13 protein-coding genes are annotated in these 18,260 nt (G+C 52.4%); 10 read left to right on the top strand and 3 right to left on the bottom strand.

The window, feature by feature from the left end:
- Positions 1–160 precede the first annotated feature (160 nt).
- The 10 genes from BLR16_RS28560 to BLR16_RS09510 all read left to right on the top strand — a co-directional run bounded on the left by BLR16_RS28560 (position 161) and on the right by BLR16_RS09510 (position 13,390).
- On the top strand, positions 161–298 hold the full coding sequence (locus tag BLR16_RS28560; RefSeq protein WP_162492614.1) for a hypothetical protein: 138 nt from the start codon (positions 161–163) through the stop codon (positions 296–298).
- Positions 295–840 carry a dTDP-4-dehydrorhamnose 3,5-epimerase gene (gene rfbC / locus BLR16_RS09550; protein ID WP_003365650.1) on the top strand — a complete coding sequence of 182 codons (546 nt, stop codon included), beginning with the start codon at positions 295–297 and terminating at the stop codon, positions 838–840. Before BLR16_RS28560 ends, rfbC begins: the two co-directional genes overlap by 4 nt.
- Positions 840–1,667 carry an ABC transporter permease gene (locus tag BLR16_RS09545; protein WP_003365652.1) on the top strand — a complete coding sequence of 276 codons (828 nt, stop codon included), beginning with the start codon at positions 840–842 and terminating at the stop codon, positions 1,665–1,667. Before rfbC ends, BLR16_RS09545 begins: the two co-directional genes overlap by 1 nt.
- The gene (locus BLR16_RS09540) at positions 1,657–3,021 is read left to right on the top strand and encodes an ABC transporter ATP-binding protein (RefSeq protein WP_060708700.1); all 1,365 of its coding nucleotides are present in this window, start codon (positions 1,657–1,659) and stop codon (positions 3,019–3,021) included. Before BLR16_RS09545 ends, BLR16_RS09540 begins: the two co-directional genes overlap by 11 nt.
- A complete protein-coding gene (locus BLR16_RS09535; protein ID WP_074805803.1) occupies positions 3,014–7,693 on the top strand; it encodes a glycosyltransferase in 4,680 nt (1,559 codons plus the stop codon). Before BLR16_RS09540 ends, BLR16_RS09535 begins: the two co-directional genes overlap by 8 nt.
- A gap of 167 nt (positions 7,694–7,860) precedes the next feature.
- Complete coding sequence (locus tag BLR16_RS09530) at positions 7,861–9,969, top strand: glucosyltransferase domain-containing protein (protein WP_161437922.1); 2,109 nt, start codon at positions 7,861–7,863, stop codon at positions 9,967–9,969.
- A 15-nt stretch (positions 9,970–9,984) separates the two neighbouring features.
- Entirely contained in the window at positions 9,985–11,094 is a 1,110-nt protein-coding gene (locus BLR16_RS09525) for a DegT/DnrJ/EryC1/StrS family aminotransferase (protein ID WP_058396841.1), read from the top strand.
- Complete coding sequence (locus tag BLR16_RS09520; RefSeq protein ID WP_003365662.1) at positions 11,091–12,041, top strand: glycosyltransferase family 2 protein; 951 nt, start codon at positions 11,091–11,093, stop codon at positions 12,039–12,041. The genes BLR16_RS09525 and BLR16_RS09520 overlap by 4 nt, the downstream gene beginning before the upstream one ends.
- On the top strand, positions 12,028–12,978 hold the full coding sequence (locus BLR16_RS29095; RefSeq protein ID WP_003365665.1) for a WxcM-like domain-containing protein: 951 nt from the start codon (positions 12,028–12,030) through the stop codon (positions 12,976–12,978). The genes BLR16_RS09520 and BLR16_RS29095 overlap by 14 nt, the downstream gene beginning before the upstream one ends.
- Positions 12,979–12,985: 7 nt before the next feature.
- Positions 12,986–13,390: a GtrA family protein gene (locus BLR16_RS09510; RefSeq protein WP_046719931.1), complete on the top strand. Its 405-nt coding sequence runs from the start codon at positions 12,986–12,988 to the stop codon at positions 13,388–13,390.
- A 96-nt stretch (positions 13,391–13,486) separates the two neighbouring features.
- Here the strand turns inward: BLR16_RS09510 and BLR16_RS09505 are convergent, their stop codons facing one another.
- The 3 genes from BLR16_RS09505 to BLR16_RS29280 form a co-directional block, all read right to left on the bottom strand.
- Positions 13,487–15,574 (bottom strand): glycosyltransferase family 2 protein, encoded by a 2,088-nt coding sequence (locus BLR16_RS09505; protein ID WP_024662827.1) that lies wholly within the window; start codon positions 15,572–15,574, stop codon positions 13,487–13,489.
- A gap of 299 nt (positions 15,575–15,873) precedes the next feature.
- Positions 15,874–16,875, bottom strand: coding sequence for a glycosyltransferase family 2 protein (locus BLR16_RS09500; protein ID WP_074805945.1), 1,002 nt, complete (start codon positions 16,873–16,875; stop codon positions 15,874–15,876).
- A gap of 175 nt (positions 16,876–17,050) precedes the next feature.
- Positions 17,051–18,076 carry a methyl-accepting chemotaxis protein gene (locus BLR16_RS29280; protein WP_371124107.1) on the bottom strand — a complete coding sequence of 342 codons (1,026 nt, stop codon included), beginning with the start codon at positions 18,074–18,076 and terminating at the stop codon, positions 17,051–17,053.
- Positions 18,077–18,260 lie beyond the last annotated feature (184 nt).

The following is an 18,260-nucleotide window of genomic DNA, read 5'->3' as shown; positions in this document are numbered from 1 at the left end:
CTGCCATGAAGACCTTGTGTTGCTCATCGTCGGAACCTACGTCGGAAAACTACAAATAGACGATGCATGCCTCGCGCGCCCCAGTCATAAAAGAACTACCCCCTTATCCAGCGCAGACATTTTCCGCCCAGGTGGACAGTCTATGGCGCACCCGACGCCCATGAGCCTCGATATCGTAAAACGCGTTTTAATGGCGCAATCAAATTTCATGGCGCAGGCTTTTTTCAACACACGCCTGCCCCAGCCAGGGCCTTATGAGCAGACCCTGATGAGCATCCCGGAGATACGTTACCTATGAATGCAACACGCCTCGCCATTCCAGACGTCATCGTATTTGAGCCCAAGGTTTTCGGAGACGATCGCGGTTTTTTCTTTGAAAGCTTCAACCAGAAGGCATTCGAAGAGGCCGTTGGGCGTTCTGTAACGTTCGTTCAGGACAACCACTCGCGTTCGGTGAAGGGCGTTCTTCGCGGTTTGCATTACCAAATTCAACAGCCACAGGGCAAGCTGGTCCGAGTCACCGTAGGAGAAGTCTTTGACGTTGCGGTCGACCTGCGCAAGAGCTCCCCGACCTTCGGCAAATGGGTAGGGCTGCATCTCACCGCTGAAAACAAAAAACAACTGTGGATTCCGGAAGGCTTTGCCCACGGCTTCGTTGTACTGTCCGAAAGCGCCGAGTTCCTTTACAAGACCACCGATTACTGGGCGCCTGAACATGAGCGCAGCCTTGCCTGGAACGACACCACCGTGGGCATCGACTGGCCATTCGGCGAAGCGCCCTCTCTGTCCGCCAAAGATCAGAAAGCCGTCGTATTCGAAGACGCCGAGGTGTTCGCTTAATGAACCCTCATAAAACCCCCTCGGCAGGCCCTTTACGGCTCGTCAGTAGCCTGTGGACCAACCGCTCATTGATCTCGCAAATGACCAAGCGAGAAGTCATTGGGCGCTACCGCGGCTCGGTGATGGGCCTGGCGTGGTCATTCTTCAATCCGGTTTTGATGCTGGCGGTATATACCTTCGTGTTCTCTGAAATCTTCAGCGCGCGTTGGGTCGGAGTCGATACCGGCAAAGGCGGCTTCGCTATTCTGCTGTTCGTCGGGATGATCGTGCATGGCTTGTTTGCAGAGTGTGCGAACAGAGCACCTTCTTTGGTGATGAGTAACAGCAATTACGTCAAGAAGGTGGTGTTTCCTCTGGAGATTTTGCCGGTTATCACCTTGGGTTCGGCGCTCTTCCACAGTTGCATCAGCCTTATTGTGCTGGTGATCGCACAACTGTTGATCTCGCACACGCTTTTCTGGACGGCGCTGTTGTTTCCGCTGATTCTGGTGCCGCTCATTCTCGGCACACTGGGTATCAGCTGGTTTCTCGCATCCCTGGGTGTGTACTTGCGCGACGTCGCGCAGGTCATTACGGTTCTGACAACCGTTCTGCTGTTTCTGTCGCCGGTTCTTTACCCGGTGGCGGCGCTTCCTGAAGTCTATCGCCCCTGGCTGCAGATGAACCCGCTTACCTACATTATCGAAGAGAGCCGTAGCGTACTGCTGTTCGGCAACCTCCCGCATTGGGACAGCCTGGGTATCGCCATCGTGATTGGCGCGGTAATTGCTGTCATGGGGTTCTGGTTTTTCCAAAAAACACGTAAAGGATTCGCTGATGTCATCTGATCAACCGGTTATCAGCGTACAAAACGTCTCGAAGTGTTTTTACACGTATGACAAGCCACACGACCGCTTGAAACAAGCCTTGGTACCTAGAATTCAGCGCTGGTCAGGGCAGCCGACCACTACCTATGGCAAGGAGTTCTGGGCCCTGCGCGACGTCAGCTTCGACGTCGGCAAAGGCGAAACAGTTGGTATCGTCGGCCGCAATGGTTCAGGCAAGTCAACCTTGCTGCAGATCATCTGCGGAACATTGAACCCGACTGTTGGCGAGATTCACACGCGTGGCCGGGTCGCGGCCCTGCTGGAGCTCGGTTCGGGCTTCAACCCCGAGTTTACCGGCCGTGAAAACGTTTATCTGAACGCTGCTGTACTTGGGCTGACGCGTGACGAAGTAGACGAGCGTTTTGACGCGATCGCCGGCTTTGCCGATATTGGCGAGTTCCTTGATCAGCCGGTCAAATCCTACTCGAGCGGCATGGCCGTACGCCTCGCATTTGCAGTCCAGGCCCAGGTCGATCCGGAAATCCTTGTCGTTGACGAAGCACTTTCCGTCGGCGATGCACGATTTCAGGCCAAGTGCTTCGAGCGCCTCAGGCAGCTGAAAGAAAATGGCACCAGCATCCTGCTCGTCACGCACTCCAGCGAGCAAGTGGTCACCCACTGTAATCGCGCGATTTTGCTGGAAAAGAGCAGGATCGAGATGATTGGCGAATCGCGCCCGGTCATCAACCGCTACACGGACCTCCTGTTCGGGCGTGAGAAGAGCCCTATCACCGACAAGAGTCTGGACCTCGCCGAAGCAGAGCGGGTGGAAACCGCACCCGTCGAAGCCGACAAGATAGCGCTGCGTTTTGATGAAGACGTGTACGCCAGCAGGCCTGGTTATAACCCTCATGAGTACCGTTGGGGGGATGGCGCTGCAACACTGCTCGACTTCCATATGAATGCATCGGGAAGGGAGTTTCCCAACAGCGTTGAATCGGGCGAGGAAATCGTTCTTGATCTGGCCCTGCAATTCAACCGCACTGTGGTCAACCCGATTATCGGCTTTACGATCAAGACCAAAGAGGGTGTCACCGTATACGGCACCAACTCTTACATGCAGGATTGCGAGGGCGCAGGCCTGATAGGCAGCGCTGGCAAACAGGCAAAAGCGCGAGTGAAATTCAGAAACGCGCTGGCGACCGGTGATTACTTCATTTCCATTGGTATCGCCTCTCGGCAAAGCGAAGATATCGTGCCTCACGACCGGCGCTATGATTCGATACATTTCGTCGTAGAACCTACTCCGAAGCTTCTGGGCTTGATAGACCTGGGCGCCTCCATGGAAATTGAACCGGTACTTGTTGATGTTTGAGCTTGATAAATACGGCTATAACCTTGATGCGGACACAGGGGTTTGGGTGCGTTCCGATTACCAGGGCATCGCCTACAGCGATGGCGACAACTCCGAGAACGAACTGGCGAAAATCGTACGTGAGGCGAAGGACGTATCAGTACTGTCCAGCGAGCTTCCGCAATATTGCACCGATTGGCCGAAGCTTTATCACCTGACCTCCAGCCGTGGAAATATCTTTCGCCCCTTCGAGAGCCTTATCAAAGGCAAATCGATTCTTGAAATAGGTGCCGGATGCGGCGCAATCAGCCGTTACCTCGGCGAAGCAGGCGCCAAGGTTCTGTCTTTGGAGGGTAGCCCGCGCCGCGCCGCGATTGCTTCCAGCAGAACCAGAGATCTGGATAACGTTACGGTACTGGCTGAGCGTTTTGACGATTTCAAGCTTGATCAGCAGTTCGACGTCGTAACACTCATCGGCGTTCTTGAATACGCCAGTATGTTCAGCGCAGATGCCGATCCAGCCTTCGGCATGTTGAATCGCGTTCGAAAACTGCTGAAGCCCGACGGCCATTTGTTTATCGCCATCGAAAATCAGCTCGGCCTGAAATATTTTGCAGGCGCGCCGGAAGATCATGTCGGCGTCGCCATGTATGGCATCGAAGGACGATATGTAGATCGGCAGCCGAAAACATTTGGCCGTAAAGAGCTACAAGCGCTTATTGCCCGTGCAGGGTTCATGGCGTCAGACTTTCTATCGCCCTACCCCGATTACAAGATTCCGAATTCGATCATTACTGAAAGCGGCTTCAGGTCTCAAGACTTCGACGCGGCTGCGCTGGCTTGCCAGAACACTCGAAAAGACCCACAACTGCCTGCGAACACGACGTTCAATCTGGAAAGAGCCTGGCCCGTTGTGATTGATAACCATCTGGGTATGGACCTCGCCAACTCTTTCCTGGTCGTTGCCTCATGCAAGCCGGAACAGGTCGTGCCAGGTGATACCCTCGCATTCCACTACAGTACGGGGCGCAATGCCGAATATTGTAAAGCGACCGTGTTCGTCGACACACCAGAAGGTATCAAGGTTCGTTACCATCGTCTTAGCGACAGCCCTGTTACCGAAAACCCGGGAGATGCGCACAGGTTCATTCTTCCGGACGCTCATGGTTACGCCAAAGGCTCGCTGCTTAGCCTGAAATTCTATGAGGCTGCGTCAACTCATAACTGGGACGTTGGCACATTCACACCGTTCCTGTCGTTGTATGTGGACAGTCTCAAACAACTTCTCGCCTCAGAGGGCCATGACCTTGCGCTCGATAACGTAGAGGCGCGCTTGCCGGGTCACTACATCGACGCGGTGGCGCAAAACATCATCCTTGATATCGAGGGCAAGCCACACCTCATCGACATCGAATGGGAAATGGCTGAGGGTATTGAGCTGGGCCATTTGCTGATGCGTGGCTTACTGCTGCTGATTGCCAGCGCGGTTCCTTTTCACCCCACCGCAACCATGATCAGCAGGCGCGACTTCATCATTCAATTGTTGGCCAGCATCGGTCTGACTGTGACGGATCAAGACCTCAATCGCTTTGCCGCGCTGGAAGCCATTTTCCAGGAAAAAGTGACCGGTCGTGAAGCCGCCAGCTTTCTGAATTGGGCGCCCGATGCGACGATCCAGAAAACTGGTTCGCAAGCGAACGAAGTGCCTAAACGGGCGACGCTTTATCTGGGCGATGCCGCAGGCGCGTTCTCTGAAGACCGAACGAAAAACCAGCGTGTTCATGATGGTTTTCAGACGGTTATTTTCGACGTCCCCGCTTCAGCCCGGTGCGCCTCTTTACGTTTCGATCCAACGAACGTCAGACAATCATTTTCGATCAGTACCATCAAGGCCTATAGCGCGAACTCAGAACTGTGGGCGTGGCACGACGATACGCATGCGCCATTGACCGCTGCGGGTGTTACCGCATTTTCCAGCGATGCCAATGGCACGTTGTTCATGGCACTCAACGACGATCCGCACGTGATGTTACCTGCCGATCTCAATGCGCTGATTACCGGTAAATCATTCAAAGTCCAGATATCGTTCACCTTGCTCACAGAAGGTCAGGTCGCTGAACGACTTCTTCAACAGGAAGAAGAGCTCAAACAGGCACTTGAAACAACAGCGGATCAGAACCTCAAGGAACACTCGGCACTGGAAGCGATCGAGGCGGCAAGTCTGGCCGAGCAAGAGAGCCATCGCCAGGCATTGGCTCACATAGAAAATGAAAACCTGTCCATTCAGGAAAGTTATCGTCTGGCCGTCCAGGAACTCGAGGCTGCGAATGCTGCACTTCAGGAGAGTCATAGCCAGGTGCTGGCGACTCTTGAAGCTGAAAGGCTGGCTGCGCAAGAAGCTCACCAGCAAGAGCGGGAGGACCTGGAAGCTCAAAACCTCGCCCTGCAGGAAAATCTTCGACTCAAGTTAATCGAGGTCGAAGGCGAGCGTTTGGCAGCGCTGGATGCTCACCACACCGCGATCAGGGAGCTTGAAGCCGAAAATCTGTCATTGAAAGAAAGCCATCACCTGGCACTGACAAGCCTTGAAACGGAAACTATGGCTCTGAAACAGAACCAGCGCCGTGAAATGACAGGGCTTGAAAGGAAAAACCTGACGCTGATGGAGAATCATCGTCTTGAGCTGGAAGCTAAAGATACTCATATTCATAACCTGAATCTGAATATCATCTCTATGCAGTCTTCCTATAGCTGGCTGGTAACAGCGCCACTCAGGAAAGTGACAAGGACGCTTTACAGAGCGAAAAGCAACATCACCTCGCTACCGATGATCATTCGACGCGGTGGTGGTTTGCTCAGCACCGCCAAGAAAGCCTACCAGGTATGGCAGGTTCGGGGGGTTGCTGGCGTCATTGCTCAAGCACGATGGGCCAAGGGTGACGCAACGCAAGCATTGCACGGCAACAGGCATGATTACGTACTCTGGGTTCAGAAGTACGACACCTTGGACGATGCAAAAATCAGTCGTATCAACGACGACATTGTTGGCTGGGGTGACGGGCCAGTCATCTCCATCATCATGCCCGTCTACAATCCGCCACTGGAATTACTGCGCGAAGCGGTAGAGAGCGTCCGCGCCCAGTTATATCCGCGTTGGGAGCTTTGCCTCGCTGACGACGCCTCGACTGATCAGCACGTGATCGACTACCTGAAGTCTCTGAGCGCGCAGGATGACCGGATCAGAGTCGTCTTCCGCGAACACAACGGGCATATATCCGCGGCCAGTAACTCGGCCCTGGAGGTTGCCACAGGCGAATTCGTCGCGTTGATGGATAACGATGACTTGCTGCCTAGGCATGCGCTCTACTGGGTGGCACGCACCATTCGTGAGAATCCGGACGCGGGGCTCATCTACTCCGATGAAGACAAGATCAGCACAGACGGCACGCGCAGCTCGCCTCACTTCAAGTCAGACTGGAATGAGTTCCTGTTCCGCTCACAGAATATGGTTTGCCACCTGGGCGCCTATCGTCGAGATCTTGTCAACGAAGTCGGGCAGTTCCGGGTCGGCTTTGAAGGTGCACAGGATTATGACCTGGCATTGCGCTGTGTAGAAAAGCTTGAGCGAAACCAGATTATTCATATCCCGCGCGTGCTCTACCATTGGCGGATACACGCCGGCAGCACCGCCATGGCGGGTGACGAAAAGCCTTATGCAGCACTGGCCGGGGTCAAGGCACTGGATGAGCACCTGCAACGTAAAGGGGACGTCGGCGTTGCCGAGCTCTCCTCTCTGGGCATGTACCGTGTTCACTACAAGCTCCCGGCTTCCCAGCCGCTGGTCAGCTTGGTAATCCCGACTCGAAATGCCCATGCACTGGTCAAACAGTGTATCGACAGCATCAAGCGGCTCACTACATACACGCATTACGAAATCATTCTGATCGACAACGGCTCTGACGAGCCTGAATCACTTGAGTATTTTGCTCAGCTAGATCAGGAAGAGAACATTCGCGTCATGCGCGATGAAGGCCCTTTCAATTACTCGGCACTCAATAACGCGGCAGTGCGCATTGCAAATGGCGAACTGATCGGACTTATCAATAATGACATTGAGGTCATCTCGCCTGAGTGGCTGAGTGAAATGGTATCGATAGCTCTGCAACCGGGCGTGGGCGCCGTAGGTGCGCGTCTCTGGTATCCAGATGACCGCTTGCAGCACGGCGGCGTTATCACCGGCCTGGGTGGGGTAGCGGGCCATTCCCACAAGAATCTACCCAAAGGCGCACCTGGCTATTTTTGCAGGGCGGAGCTGATTCAGGAGCTGTCAGCGGTGACGGCTGCCTGCCTGATTATCAGAAAATCGACTTTTGAACAGGTCGGTGGTCTGGAAGAGGAGCATTTGAAAATTGCCTTCAACGACGTGGACTTCTGCCTGAAAGTCAAAGAGGCAGGCTATGTAAACGTCTGGACGCCTTTTGCAGAGCTCTACCATCACGAGTCCGCCACGCGTGGGCTGGAAGACACACCGCAAAAACAGGCACGCTTCACGAAAGAAATCGAATACATCAAGTCGCGTTGGCCTGATATTCAAGCTGACTATGCCTATAGTCCGAACCTGACGCTGGATTACGAAGATTTTAGTATGGCGTGGCCTCCTCGTGTTCAAAACACATACGAGCGGATCGGTTAGTACTATGTACCAGCATTAACGGAATATGACTCAGCACAAGGTGCCCGGCTTCAAAAATGAAGTCAGGCGCCCAGCAAAGGATTGGCGAAAATCATGAGAAGTCGAGAGATAAAGAGCGAATCCTGCGAAGCGCAAAAAAATACAGAATCCAATCAAGAATCGAGATCATGCTGAATAATAAGCTCAATGCGGTATTATTAAAAATCGTCATCTTTCTTCTCTTGCTAGGGGGGGTATGGCTATCTCCCTTGTGCGCCCCTACTCTCAAGCTAGTCGTGTTATCCGATACGGCTAGCCAATCTCAACTGTACACAAGCCAAAACGCGATTTTTTCCGAAGAGCATTCGGAAACTCAGCCTCTGCCCGCGGGAAAAACAGAACTTCGATTTGGTTTGGCTAACGCTGTTTCGCCTGCAAGATGGGACCCTGCACAGTCGTCCGCCAATATAAAAGTCTCCAGCATTTCAATTACTATCGCAGGTATAGCGCTTCCTGACGCCAACATAAGTATTCAACCTGCAAACCAGATTACAAGCTTGGTCAAATCAACTGATGGATATGTAATATCCATACCGTCAGACGCAAATGACCCACAAACCTCCATCCAATTTAATGACAGCAACATCGTAACCGTCAAGATAATTGTGTGTATCGTAATAGCTTGCCTGATGTCGCTGATCATATTTTTCCAGAAAATTATCAGCGCTGCGATCAACAAATATCTACTCAGCGCCACCCACCAAGTGGCCAGATTCAAGACACACTGTATAAAACATAGATTTTCAAAAAAAGAATTTTTCATTCTATTTTTAGTGGCGACCGTACTCAATAGCTATTTCATTACCAACCTATCATTATCTATTGATGATGAAATGGGCGCTTTGAGGACCGACCCCGAAATATGGATTTCTCAAGGCCGCTGGGCAGTCTATCTAATAGAGCGATTCTTGCTACCTTTGCCAGCAATTCCATTTATTCCATACCTTATACTGGACGTAGCTCTGGCACTGTCATACATGTTACTCGTAAGAGCGCATGGCGCAATGCCAAGCTGGAAATCATATATCGCATTTCCGGTGTTTTGCAGTTTTCCAACATGGTGGTTGATAGGCGAGTTCTCATCCAATGTGCCTGCCGTAGCACTCGGACTATTTCTAACTGCGACATCCGCATATCTTTCGGCCCCCTCACTGAATCTGGAAACATCAAAGAAATCGAAGTTTAAGACTCTTGCAATTTGTCTAATGCTTGCAACCGCTATATCCTGTTATCAGTCACTTATATTATTTTATTTAAGTGTCGGGCTAGGCGTATTATTAATCGGCGCCATTTCCACCACCAACAACATGACATACTGGATTCTCAGAGGCGGTCTGCGCTATCTGTTTTTAGGAATCGGCGGTATGATCAGCTATTTTCTTTTAAATAAAATCTTTCAAGATATCTCAGGATCGTACAGCGCTTATTTGAGCGGATTTGTAAAACTCGACCAATTTATCGACCACCCTTTAGCAGCATCACTACAGATCTTTGACGAAGCCAAAAGCCTGTATTTTGGCTCTGCCTATTATTTTGGAACCTCTATAGGACTCGCACCTTACATATTGTTAGGCTCGACATTAACTGTTTTGATAACCGCTTATAGAAAGAATAAAATACTTTCAGCTTTAGTGTGGGCACTCGCATTAACGACACCGTTTTTACTGCATTTCCTAGCGGGTGCAGGCGGCATGCCTATGCGGACAATGATTTCACTTGCTTATGTAGCATGGCTGATGGTGTTTATTTTACTGACCGCAACCCGAGCTTTTTCACCTATTATCTTCGCGCCCATCGCTCTTATTTACATCATCCAACTCCTAGATGTGAATTCTCAATATATTGCCTCAGCGACACTTACTCAAAAGCACGATGAATTGCTCGCCGCTGATATTTACAGAAGAGTAGGAGAAATCGACAAAAGCTTCGATAGAACCAAACCCGTAAAGATCGATTTTTATGGTCATAAGAAATTCGAAACTGTCTACGCTAAAGCCTGGTCATCGACTACTCAAGCCTCATTTTTTGATTGGGACAACGGAAATATCTTAAGAATACTTACCTACATGAAAATCTTAGGCTACCCCAATTTATATGCTGTCGATAAAGATGCCGCAAGAGCACTGACCCCCGTATTTATGACAATGCCTGTCTGGCCTGCACTCGGCTCTGTCATAAAAGTAGATGACACCTACCTGGTAAGGCTCAGCAAAGACGCTGACCCTACTCACTATTAATTCAGGATAAGAATCATGAACACAAAAGATAATGTCCCCCTGTTCTCAGCGGCCTTGGCAAATGCAGGCCTCGATTTCATTACACCTTTGACAAAAACACTTGATAGCCATTGGTACGTTCTGGGTCAAGAAGTCGCACACTTTGAACGTGAGTTCGCCGACTACGTAGGCGTCAGTCATTGTATTAGTGTTGCAAACGGCTCCGATGCTCTCGAGATCGCGTTAAAGGGATTGAACGTGGGCATCGGTGATCGCGTAATCGCCGTCGCCAATGCTGGTTTCTATGGCAGTACGGCGATTCATGCGGTCGGTGCCGAGCCGGTTTACATCGACGTCGACCCTCAAACACTTACGCTTTGTACTGAATCATTAAAGTCGCTGGTTGACAGCAAACCCTCTGCAATAATAGTTACGCATTTATATGGTCAACTCGCCAATATCGAAGCTATCGTTGCTATTGCCTCCGCTGCTGATATACCCGTCATCGAGGACTGCGCACAGTCTCACGGTGCTCGTCGTAATGGAAAACAGGCTGGCAGTTTTGGAACGATTGGCTGTTTCAGCTTTTATCCGACCAAAAATCTGGGTGCCCTGGGTGACGGCGGCGCCATTGTCACGCACAGTGATGCATTGGCATCACGTGTACGGCAACTGCGCCAATACGGCTGGTCACAAAAATACGAAGTGGCCATACCAGGTGGCCGCAATAGTCGTCTCGATGAAATTCAAGCGGCAATTCTAAGAGTCAAGCTGCCCCATCTAGACACGTGGAATGAACAGCGGCGATCAATTGCGAAACGTTACAACGCGGCGTTTGCGCAACTGAATATGCAACTCCCCTATTCAACCGGTGAAGATTTTGTCGCACATCTATATGTAATAAGAGTCGAAGACAGGGCTGCACTTTCAGCTGCGCTCAAAGAGAAATCCATCAGCACGGATATTCACTATCCTATTGCCGATCATCATCAGCCAGCTTACAGCGTCGCTGCTAATTTTTCGCTTGCAGAAACTGAGCAAGCATGTAATACCGTCATCTCCCTGCCCTGCTTCCCAGGCCTCAGTGACGACGAGGTTGATCGCGTCATCGCTGCGGTCACTGCGCACTTTTCCAAGGAGATATGATTTTGCTGACGTTGGTCATTCCCGTCTATCGTAATGAGAGCAATCTGCCCGACTTGCTCGTTGCTGTGACGGCGCTTGATGAGCAGCTCGGACACGACCTGGAGGTCGTGTTCGTTGTGGACGGCAGCCCTGATCGCTGTTACGAAATACTCAGGGAACAACTGCCGTCACAATCGTTCAAGTCCAAGCTGATTCTGCTGTCCAGAAACTTTGGATCATTCATGGCGATCCGTACGGGTCTGCAGCATGGCAGTGGCGACCGTTTTGCGGTAATGGCTGCAGATCTTCAGGAGCCGCCGGAACTGGTTCTGGAAATGAACACGGTACTGATGCGCGGCGATATCGACGTTGTGGTTGGTGTACGTGAAGGTCGTCAGGACCCATGGGCAACGCGGACTGCTTCAAAGATTTTCTGGGGCTTTTACCGTCGCTATGTCATCCCTGAAATACCGCCAGGCGGCGTCGATATGTTCGCCTGCAACAAGGCTTTTCGGGATACTCTGCTGACCCTTGAAGAGCGTCACAGCTCTCTCATCGCGCAGATATTCTGGATGGGCTATCGCCGCGAGGTAGTTACCTATACCCGGCAGGAACGGGTTCACGGTACGTCTGCGTGGACACTGCGTAAAAAAGTCAATTACCTGATGGACAGCGTATTCTCCTTCACGGATATGCCTATACGTATATTGACCCGCGTCGGCGCGTTCGGCTCTACATTTGCAGCGCTGTTCGGTGTGTTCACACTGATCGCCAAGCTCGAAGGCAGAATTGAAGTACCCGGCTACGCAATGATCATGCTGGCCATCACATTCCTCGGCTGTTTGAACCTGCTGGGATTGGGCATCGTCGGCTCTTATGCATGGCGCACTTACGAAAATACAAAGAATAGGCCCTTGGCCATCCCGATGCGGATCGAGGGATTTGGAGAAACACATGAGCAGCGGTAAGGATTTCTTTGTTCACAGCCATGCGCTGTGCGAGTCCGAGAATATCGGGAAAGATTCGCGGGTATGGGCGTTCGCACATATCCTGCCAGGCGCAAGCCTCGGTAGTGAATGCAACGTCTGTGACAACGTCTTCATCGAGAATGACGTTATCATCGGCGATCGGGTGACGCTGAAATGCGGTGTACAGGTATGGGACGGCATTACCATTGAAGACGATGTCTTCATCGGTCCTAACGCCACATTTACCAATGACCTGTTCCCACGCAGCAAAGTCTATCCACAGAGTTTCGCGCGTACCATCATCAGAAAAGGCGCCTCACTGGGTGCTAACTGCACGATTCTTCCGGGTATCACCATCGGCATCAACGCCATGGTCGGCGCAGGTGCCGTCGTTACCCGCTCTGTGCCGCCTAACGCTATAGTCGTAGGTAACCCGGCCAAGATCATTGGTTACGTGGACGCCAAGCCTGTCAACGCCAGTAGCGAGACGCGCCCGGAAAAAGCCGCACCAGGCGTAACCGCCACGTCGGTGAAGAACGTTACCCTGCACACCATGAATGAAGTCGCGGATATTCGCGGTAGCTTGTCGGCGGGCGAATTCGAGCGTTCGGTACCCTTCAAGTCCGAACGTTACTTCTTGGTCTACGACGTACCGACCGCCGAGACTCGAGGCGAGCACGCACACCGTATCTGTCACCAGTTCCTGGTTGCCGTGAAGGGCTCGGTTCATGTTGTAGCGGATGATGGTGTCAATCGTGAAGAGTTTATTCTCGACAAGCCGAATCAGGGCATCCACCTGCCGCCGATGACGTGGGGTATTCAGTATCGCTATTCTCAGGACGCCGTGCTGTTGGTATTTGCGTCGCATTACTATGATGCCGGGGACTACATTCGTAACTACGAAGAATTCAAATCCCTGATCGCAAACGCTGAATAATGGCACGATGATGAATCAGGCTGTTTCAAAATTCTTAAAACAGGATTTTGCCCGATTCCTGATGTCAGGCGGTTTCAACACCGCCCTGACCTACGGAATCTATCTCATTCTGTTGATGTTCCTGTCCTATAAAATCAGTTACACGATTTCTTATGTGACCGGAATATTACTGGCCTATGTTCTGAATCGATTCTTTGTCTTCAAGAGCCATCAGGGCCTGCGCTCTGTGATCCTGCTGCCGCTTATTTACGCGATTCAGTATTGCTTGAGTCTGGTCATACTCTGGTGTTGGGTTGAAAAGCTGCAGTTTGACGAAAGACTTGCGCCTTTGGCCGCTATCGCCTTAACTCTGCCAGTGACGTTCATCCTGTCAAAATTTGCGTTCGCCGCCAAGGCCGAGAAGAGCCAGTAAGCTGCATGGTCACGGCGGGACAAACGTCTTGCTTGATCAGTATGAGGCAGGTGTCGGTGACTACCGACACCTGCCTCAACCATAGCTCTTAGCAGGCTACATACCACCTGCCAGATCAGTAACACGCGGCGGGAACGCTACCGAAAAGTCTTCCGCAGATATAGTCAGGTTAGGGTTGTAGTAAGGGTCGTGCTTGATAATCGCACGCCACTTGTTCTGCATGTACTCGACTTCACTAATAAACCGCTTTATTTTTTCAGGCGTATCCTCAAAGCCACGCGTCGCCGACTCATGATGGTAAAGATCTGCATTCGGGGTCCAGATATTCTGATACCCGGCCTGCATGATCTTCAGGCACAAGTCCACATCATTGAAGGCAATCTTCAGGTCCTTGGCGTTAAGCCCGCCTACTTCCTGAAAGACTGACTTTTTCACGACCAGGCACGCGGCTGTCACTGCAGACATACCCTGAATCAAGGATGCCCTTCCGAAATAGCCGTGATGCCCCCTTGGCAGCATTTTATGAGCATGCCCGGCGAGGGTGAGTGGCCCCATGATGACGCCACCATGCTGTAGCCGCTCATCGGGATACCACAACCGTGCACCAATGGCTCCAGCGTTAGGCTGCAACGCCAGGGACACCATTTCATCCAGCCACTCTGGGTTGATGACTTCGATGTCGTTATTGATCAACCCGATGAGCTCACCCTTGGCGTGCTCTACGGCGTTGTTGTTAAGCGCGGAGTAGTTGAACTCCCCGTCGTCACGAAGCACGGTGACACCCGTCAGGCGTGAGAGCATCTCGAAATACTGCAGCGACTGCGGATCATCAGAACCGTTATCCACCAGAATGATTTCGTAGTTGGGATAAAGCGTCTTGTGACGAATGCTCTCAATGCATTGTTTCACCAAGGCATAAGCGTTCCGCGTAGGTATGATCAAACTGACCAGCGGCTTGACAGCAGGCAGGTCGTAATGAACACGGTACATACCAAAATCCAGTAGCTCGGCATGCCCGGCTATTCCAGATCTTTTCAGGTGTTCATCAAGTGCTTTTTGCCCGGCATTTTGTGCATAAGGCTTTTCGTCAGTGGACATCGCCGTGCTACCGGCGTGCATACGCCAATGATAGAGAACACGAGGGATATGGATAATCTGAGTCGCATTGACTTGCTCAACACAGCGAAGCGCCAGATCATAATCCTGGGACCCTTCCATGCCGACCCGGAAACGCCCGACTTTATCGACAAGTTCTTTTCGGTACACGCCCAGGTGGCTGATCATGTTATGCGAGCGGAAGAGGTACGGGTTCCAGTCGGTTTTAAAATAGGGCGCCGATCTTACGCCCTGCTCGTCTATCTTGTCTTCATCCGAATAAATTACCGCGGCATCAGGGTGACTATTGATTGTTTTTGCAACCCAAAACAAGGCGTGCTCAGGAAGGGTGTCATCGTTATCCATCAGGACAATGAACTCACCTGTTGCGACATCAAGCGCAGAATTGCTGGCCTTCGAAATGTGACCATTCTGTTCGCGATAAGTGACTTTTATCCGATGGTCTGATTTGACACTCTGCTCAAGAAACAGCCGAACACGGTGATCGGTTGAAGCATCGTCGGCTATGCACAATTCCCAGTTGAAATAAACCTGGGTTTTTATGCTTTCTATAGCTTCTCTCAGCATGTCGATAGGCGGATTGTAAACGGGCATGATGATGGACAGCAGCGGCTTCGTTTTCCAGGCTCCCATTTCCTCATACATGCAAAGGCGATCAATATCGTCAATTGTGTCGAACTCTTCGACCCATTGTGTGTACGTATTGACATGCTCTGGCGCGTGTTCTGAATGAACGACTTCTGTTGTTTCTGGCTCGACGGTATACGTAAGCACACCAGGAGCAGGAAGTGGCGCCGCGGTTTGCTGCCCGCTGCGCGCCCGTCGAATGGCAGCAACTATTTTTCTAAGCGGAGACGTTATCTTCCAACTGGTCGAGCCTTGTAGCTCCATAATGGTGAGATTCAGATTATGAATATGCGTATCTCGCTCAATCAAGGCCGCCGCGAGCACTGCTTCCTTTCTGGCCAGTTTTTGCTGTTCTAAAACCAGCTCTCGCTGCAGCCTCTCTATGACAGCAGAAGATTGCTTTTTCTGAAGCGAGTTCTCGTGGCGGAGACGCTTAAGCATGACTCAATGACCTCGTAATTTCTTTTAAATTCTTCCGAATACACCACGTTGCTCTTACGGCAAGACGGTCACTCGCACTCCTGTCGACAAATCGTATATTACACGACTTGTCTGTGACGGTTTAGCTTCTGACAACAGGTCAATGCTATCAAACTTTCCGAAGTTTCCTTGACACGCGCATGGCCTAACAGGGTTGGGCGTGACGGATGTCTGGCGATTACCTTTATCAGACGGGCTTTGCTCCAAAGCCTCAATCAGCTAAAAGACTGATGACCTGGAGACAACCCGGTGCGCATTTCTTAAACCCTGCCCAAACAAGCCGCCAGGATCAGGCTCAAATTGCCCTGTACAGTCTGCCGGTAGATCCCGGCTTTTCGAAGCGTGAACACACGTTTGAACAACCGCTGCCTGCGACCGCTTTCAAAGTAACCCAGCACGTGCCGACTTTCCTCGGTGAGCACACACTCCATATCCTTGAGGATCGCCACGTTGGCATCGTTCCACTCGGCAAATCGCCCTGAAAGCATCTTTCGAAATCGTATCAGCCTTTCTCGAGTGCTCGCATTGGCGCCGATCAGGTTTCCGCGGTGTTGGCGATAGTAGAGGCAGGGGTCGGCGTCATAGAACACCTGACCGCCGCATCCGGTCACCAGAAGATAGGTGAGCCAGTCATGCGCGATCAGAGGAGCGTGTTCAGGCAATTTGGCCAACAAACCACGGGTCGCCTGATTGATCAGCATGGTATTGGCGCCTGCCAGGCTCTGAACCAGGGCGTTTTTAAAAGAGGGCGTTTTTTTGAACAGCGGAGAAACCCCGATTACCTTCAAGTCTGCATCGACCAACCGGGTTCTGGAGCAGTAAAGCGCCGGCGTATCGGGCTTCAATAGCTCAAGGCGCCCCACGCTTCTCTCCAGCTTGTCACTGAACCAGACGTCATCCTGATCACTGAACGCAAAATAGTCGGCGTCTATTTCAGGGCGTTGAACCAGCGAGACAAAGTTCTCCGCAAAGCCCTTGCAAGGCCCGCTGAAAATGACCAGCCGCTCTCGCCCCCAGCGGGCCTGGTAGTCGGACAGTATGTCAACGGTGTCATCAGTCGATGCATCGTCGGAAACATAAAGAACCCAATTGCGAAAGGTCTGAGCAAAAAACGATTCGAGCTGCTCACGAAGATACGCAGCCCCATTGTACGTGCACATCAAAATGGCGACGCGAGGGCGACCTGACGCCTCGGATAAACCTCGACGCCGTAGCGGGTTTGCACCGTCCGCCCTGTGTTTTTCGGTGAGCTGCGTTCTCAAGAAACCTTTCGCCTGCAAAAACCGCGCATTTTACGCCTTGTATCGACTCCCGTCAGTTATCAAATGATTGAATGCCTATCCGTTGATCCAACTTTTATACGTCCCCTCACTAAAACGGAGAAACCGGCGGTTTTCACCACGCCGGCTCTTCGTTCTGATGCGGCAAACTACCCAGTTATCCCAACCGGAACCGCGCCGTATTGTCATTCAGCGCCCGACTGCCCTGACTCAAGGTATCCGCCGCCTGATTGACTGCGCGGGCACCTTGCAGCAAACGCCCTGCGGCCTGATCGACCTGCTGGATGTTGCTGCTCACTTCATCAGCGGTCGACGCCTGTTCTTCCACGGCGGTCGATATCTGCGCCAGCGTATCGGTCACACCCTGCACTGCCGTGGCGATTTCGCCCAGGCGGACGCCCAGCCCGGTCACCGACTGCGCATCGTTGACGGCTTGCCCGCAGGCCGCTTCCATCAGGTTGACCGCCTGCGTCACGGTGGAGCGCAAGCTGTCGACCGTGCCGGCGATCTGGGCGGTCGAGGCCTGGGTGCGCTGGGACAGGCTGCGCACTTCATCGGCAACCACCGCGAACCCGCGCCCTTGTTCACCGGCGCGTGCCGCCTCGATGGCTGCGTTGAGGGCCAGCAGGTTGGTTTGTTCGGCGATGCCGCGAATGGCATCCACCACCGATTGAATCTGCTGACCCTGCTCGCTGACCCGACCCAGCGCGGCGGCAGTTTCGGTCAGCCGCTGATTGAGTTGCTGGATACTGTCAGTGGTGCGCTGGCTGTCCTGGCTGCTTTGCTGAGCAATCTGACGCGTCTGCCTGGCGCTTTCCGATGCCTGTTCACAGCTTCTGGCCACGCCTTGGGAGGTGGCGGCCAGCTCGGTGGCTGCTGCGGCGATCTGACTGATCTGTTGTTGCTGGTCTTCGACCTCGCTCAGCGTTCCGCTGGACTGGGCATTCAGCGTCAGCACCGCATCGCCGACGCGAACCGTTTCCTGATTGACGCCCAGCAGGCTGGTACGCAGTTGCACCACCGCGACGTTCAGCGCGCGACTGATGGCAGCAAGCTCGTCACGGCCCTGCACAGCGACTTCCACACACAGATTGCCGTCACGCAGGGACTCAGCCAGCGTGGTGATGCCTTTGGCGCTATTACGGATCGAGGATTGCAGACAGGCGAACAGATAGATTGCCATGATCACCAGGACACAGAAGATCACTGCCATCGGGATGAACTCGGTGTTGGAGCTCTCGTGGTAGTAATCGAGACGTCCATTGAGCGCGTCAAGCGATTGCCTGCGCAAATCTGCCGTGCTGCCGGTCAGGGTGTCGATGCTCTTTTCGAACTCTTCAGGCTTGAGCTTGATGCTGCCGCCGAAA

The sequence above is a fragment of the Pseudomonas sp. BS3767 genome, from assembly GCF_900099665.1.
In the GTDB taxonomy this organism is placed as follows: domain Bacteria; phylum Pseudomonadota; class Gammaproteobacteria; order Pseudomonadales; family Pseudomonadaceae; genus Aquipseudomonas; species Aquipseudomonas cerasi.
The sequence above is the reverse complement of the archived record's forward strand: the minus strand, read 5'-3'. Positions and strand labels throughout refer to the sequence as shown.

Bases quoted from the DNA above. Each gene is read 5' to 3' on its own strand.
- BLR16_RS09520 (WP_003365662.1), top strand. From the start codon at position 11,091: ATGATTTTGCTGACGTTGGTCATTCCCGTCTATCGTAATGAGAGCAAT.
- BLR16_RS29095 (WP_003365665.1), top strand. From the start codon at position 12,028: ATGAGCAGCGGTAAGGATTTCTTTGTTCACAGCCATGCGCTGTGCGAG.
- BLR16_RS09545 (WP_003365652.1), top strand. From the start codon at position 840: ATGAACCCTCATAAAACCCCCTCGGCAGGCCCTTTACGGCTCGTCAGT.
- rfbC (WP_003365650.1), top strand. From the start codon at position 295: ATGAATGCAACACGCCTCGCCATTCCAGACGTCATCGTATTTGAGCCC.
- BLR16_RS09535 (WP_074805803.1), top strand. From the start codon at position 3,014: ATGTTTGAGCTTGATAAATACGGCTATAACCTTGATGCGGACACAGGG.
- BLR16_RS09525 (WP_058396841.1), top strand. From the start codon at position 9,985: ATGAACACAAAAGATAATGTCCCCCTGTTCTCAGCGGCCTTGGCAAAT.
- BLR16_RS09510 (WP_046719931.1), top strand. From the start codon at position 12,986: ATGATGAATCAGGCTGTTTCAAAATTCTTAAAACAGGATTTTGCCCGA.
- BLR16_RS28560 (WP_162492614.1), top strand. From the start codon at position 161: ATGAGCCTCGATATCGTAAAACGCGTTTTAATGGCGCAATCAAATTTC.
- BLR16_RS09505 (WP_024662827.1), bottom strand. From the start codon at position 15,574: ATGCTTAAGCGTCTCCGCCACGAGAACTCGCTTCAGAAAAAGCAATCT.
- BLR16_RS09530 (WP_161437922.1), top strand. From the start codon at position 7,861: ATGCTGAATAATAAGCTCAATGCGGTATTATTAAAAATCGTCATCTTT.
- BLR16_RS29280 (WP_371124107.1), bottom strand. From the start codon at position 18,076: ATGGCAATCTATCTGTTCGCCTGTCTGCAATCCTCGATCCGTAATAGC.
- BLR16_RS09540 (WP_060708700.1), top strand. From the start codon at position 1,657: ATGTCATCTGATCAACCGGTTATCAGCGTACAAAACGTCTCGAAGTGT.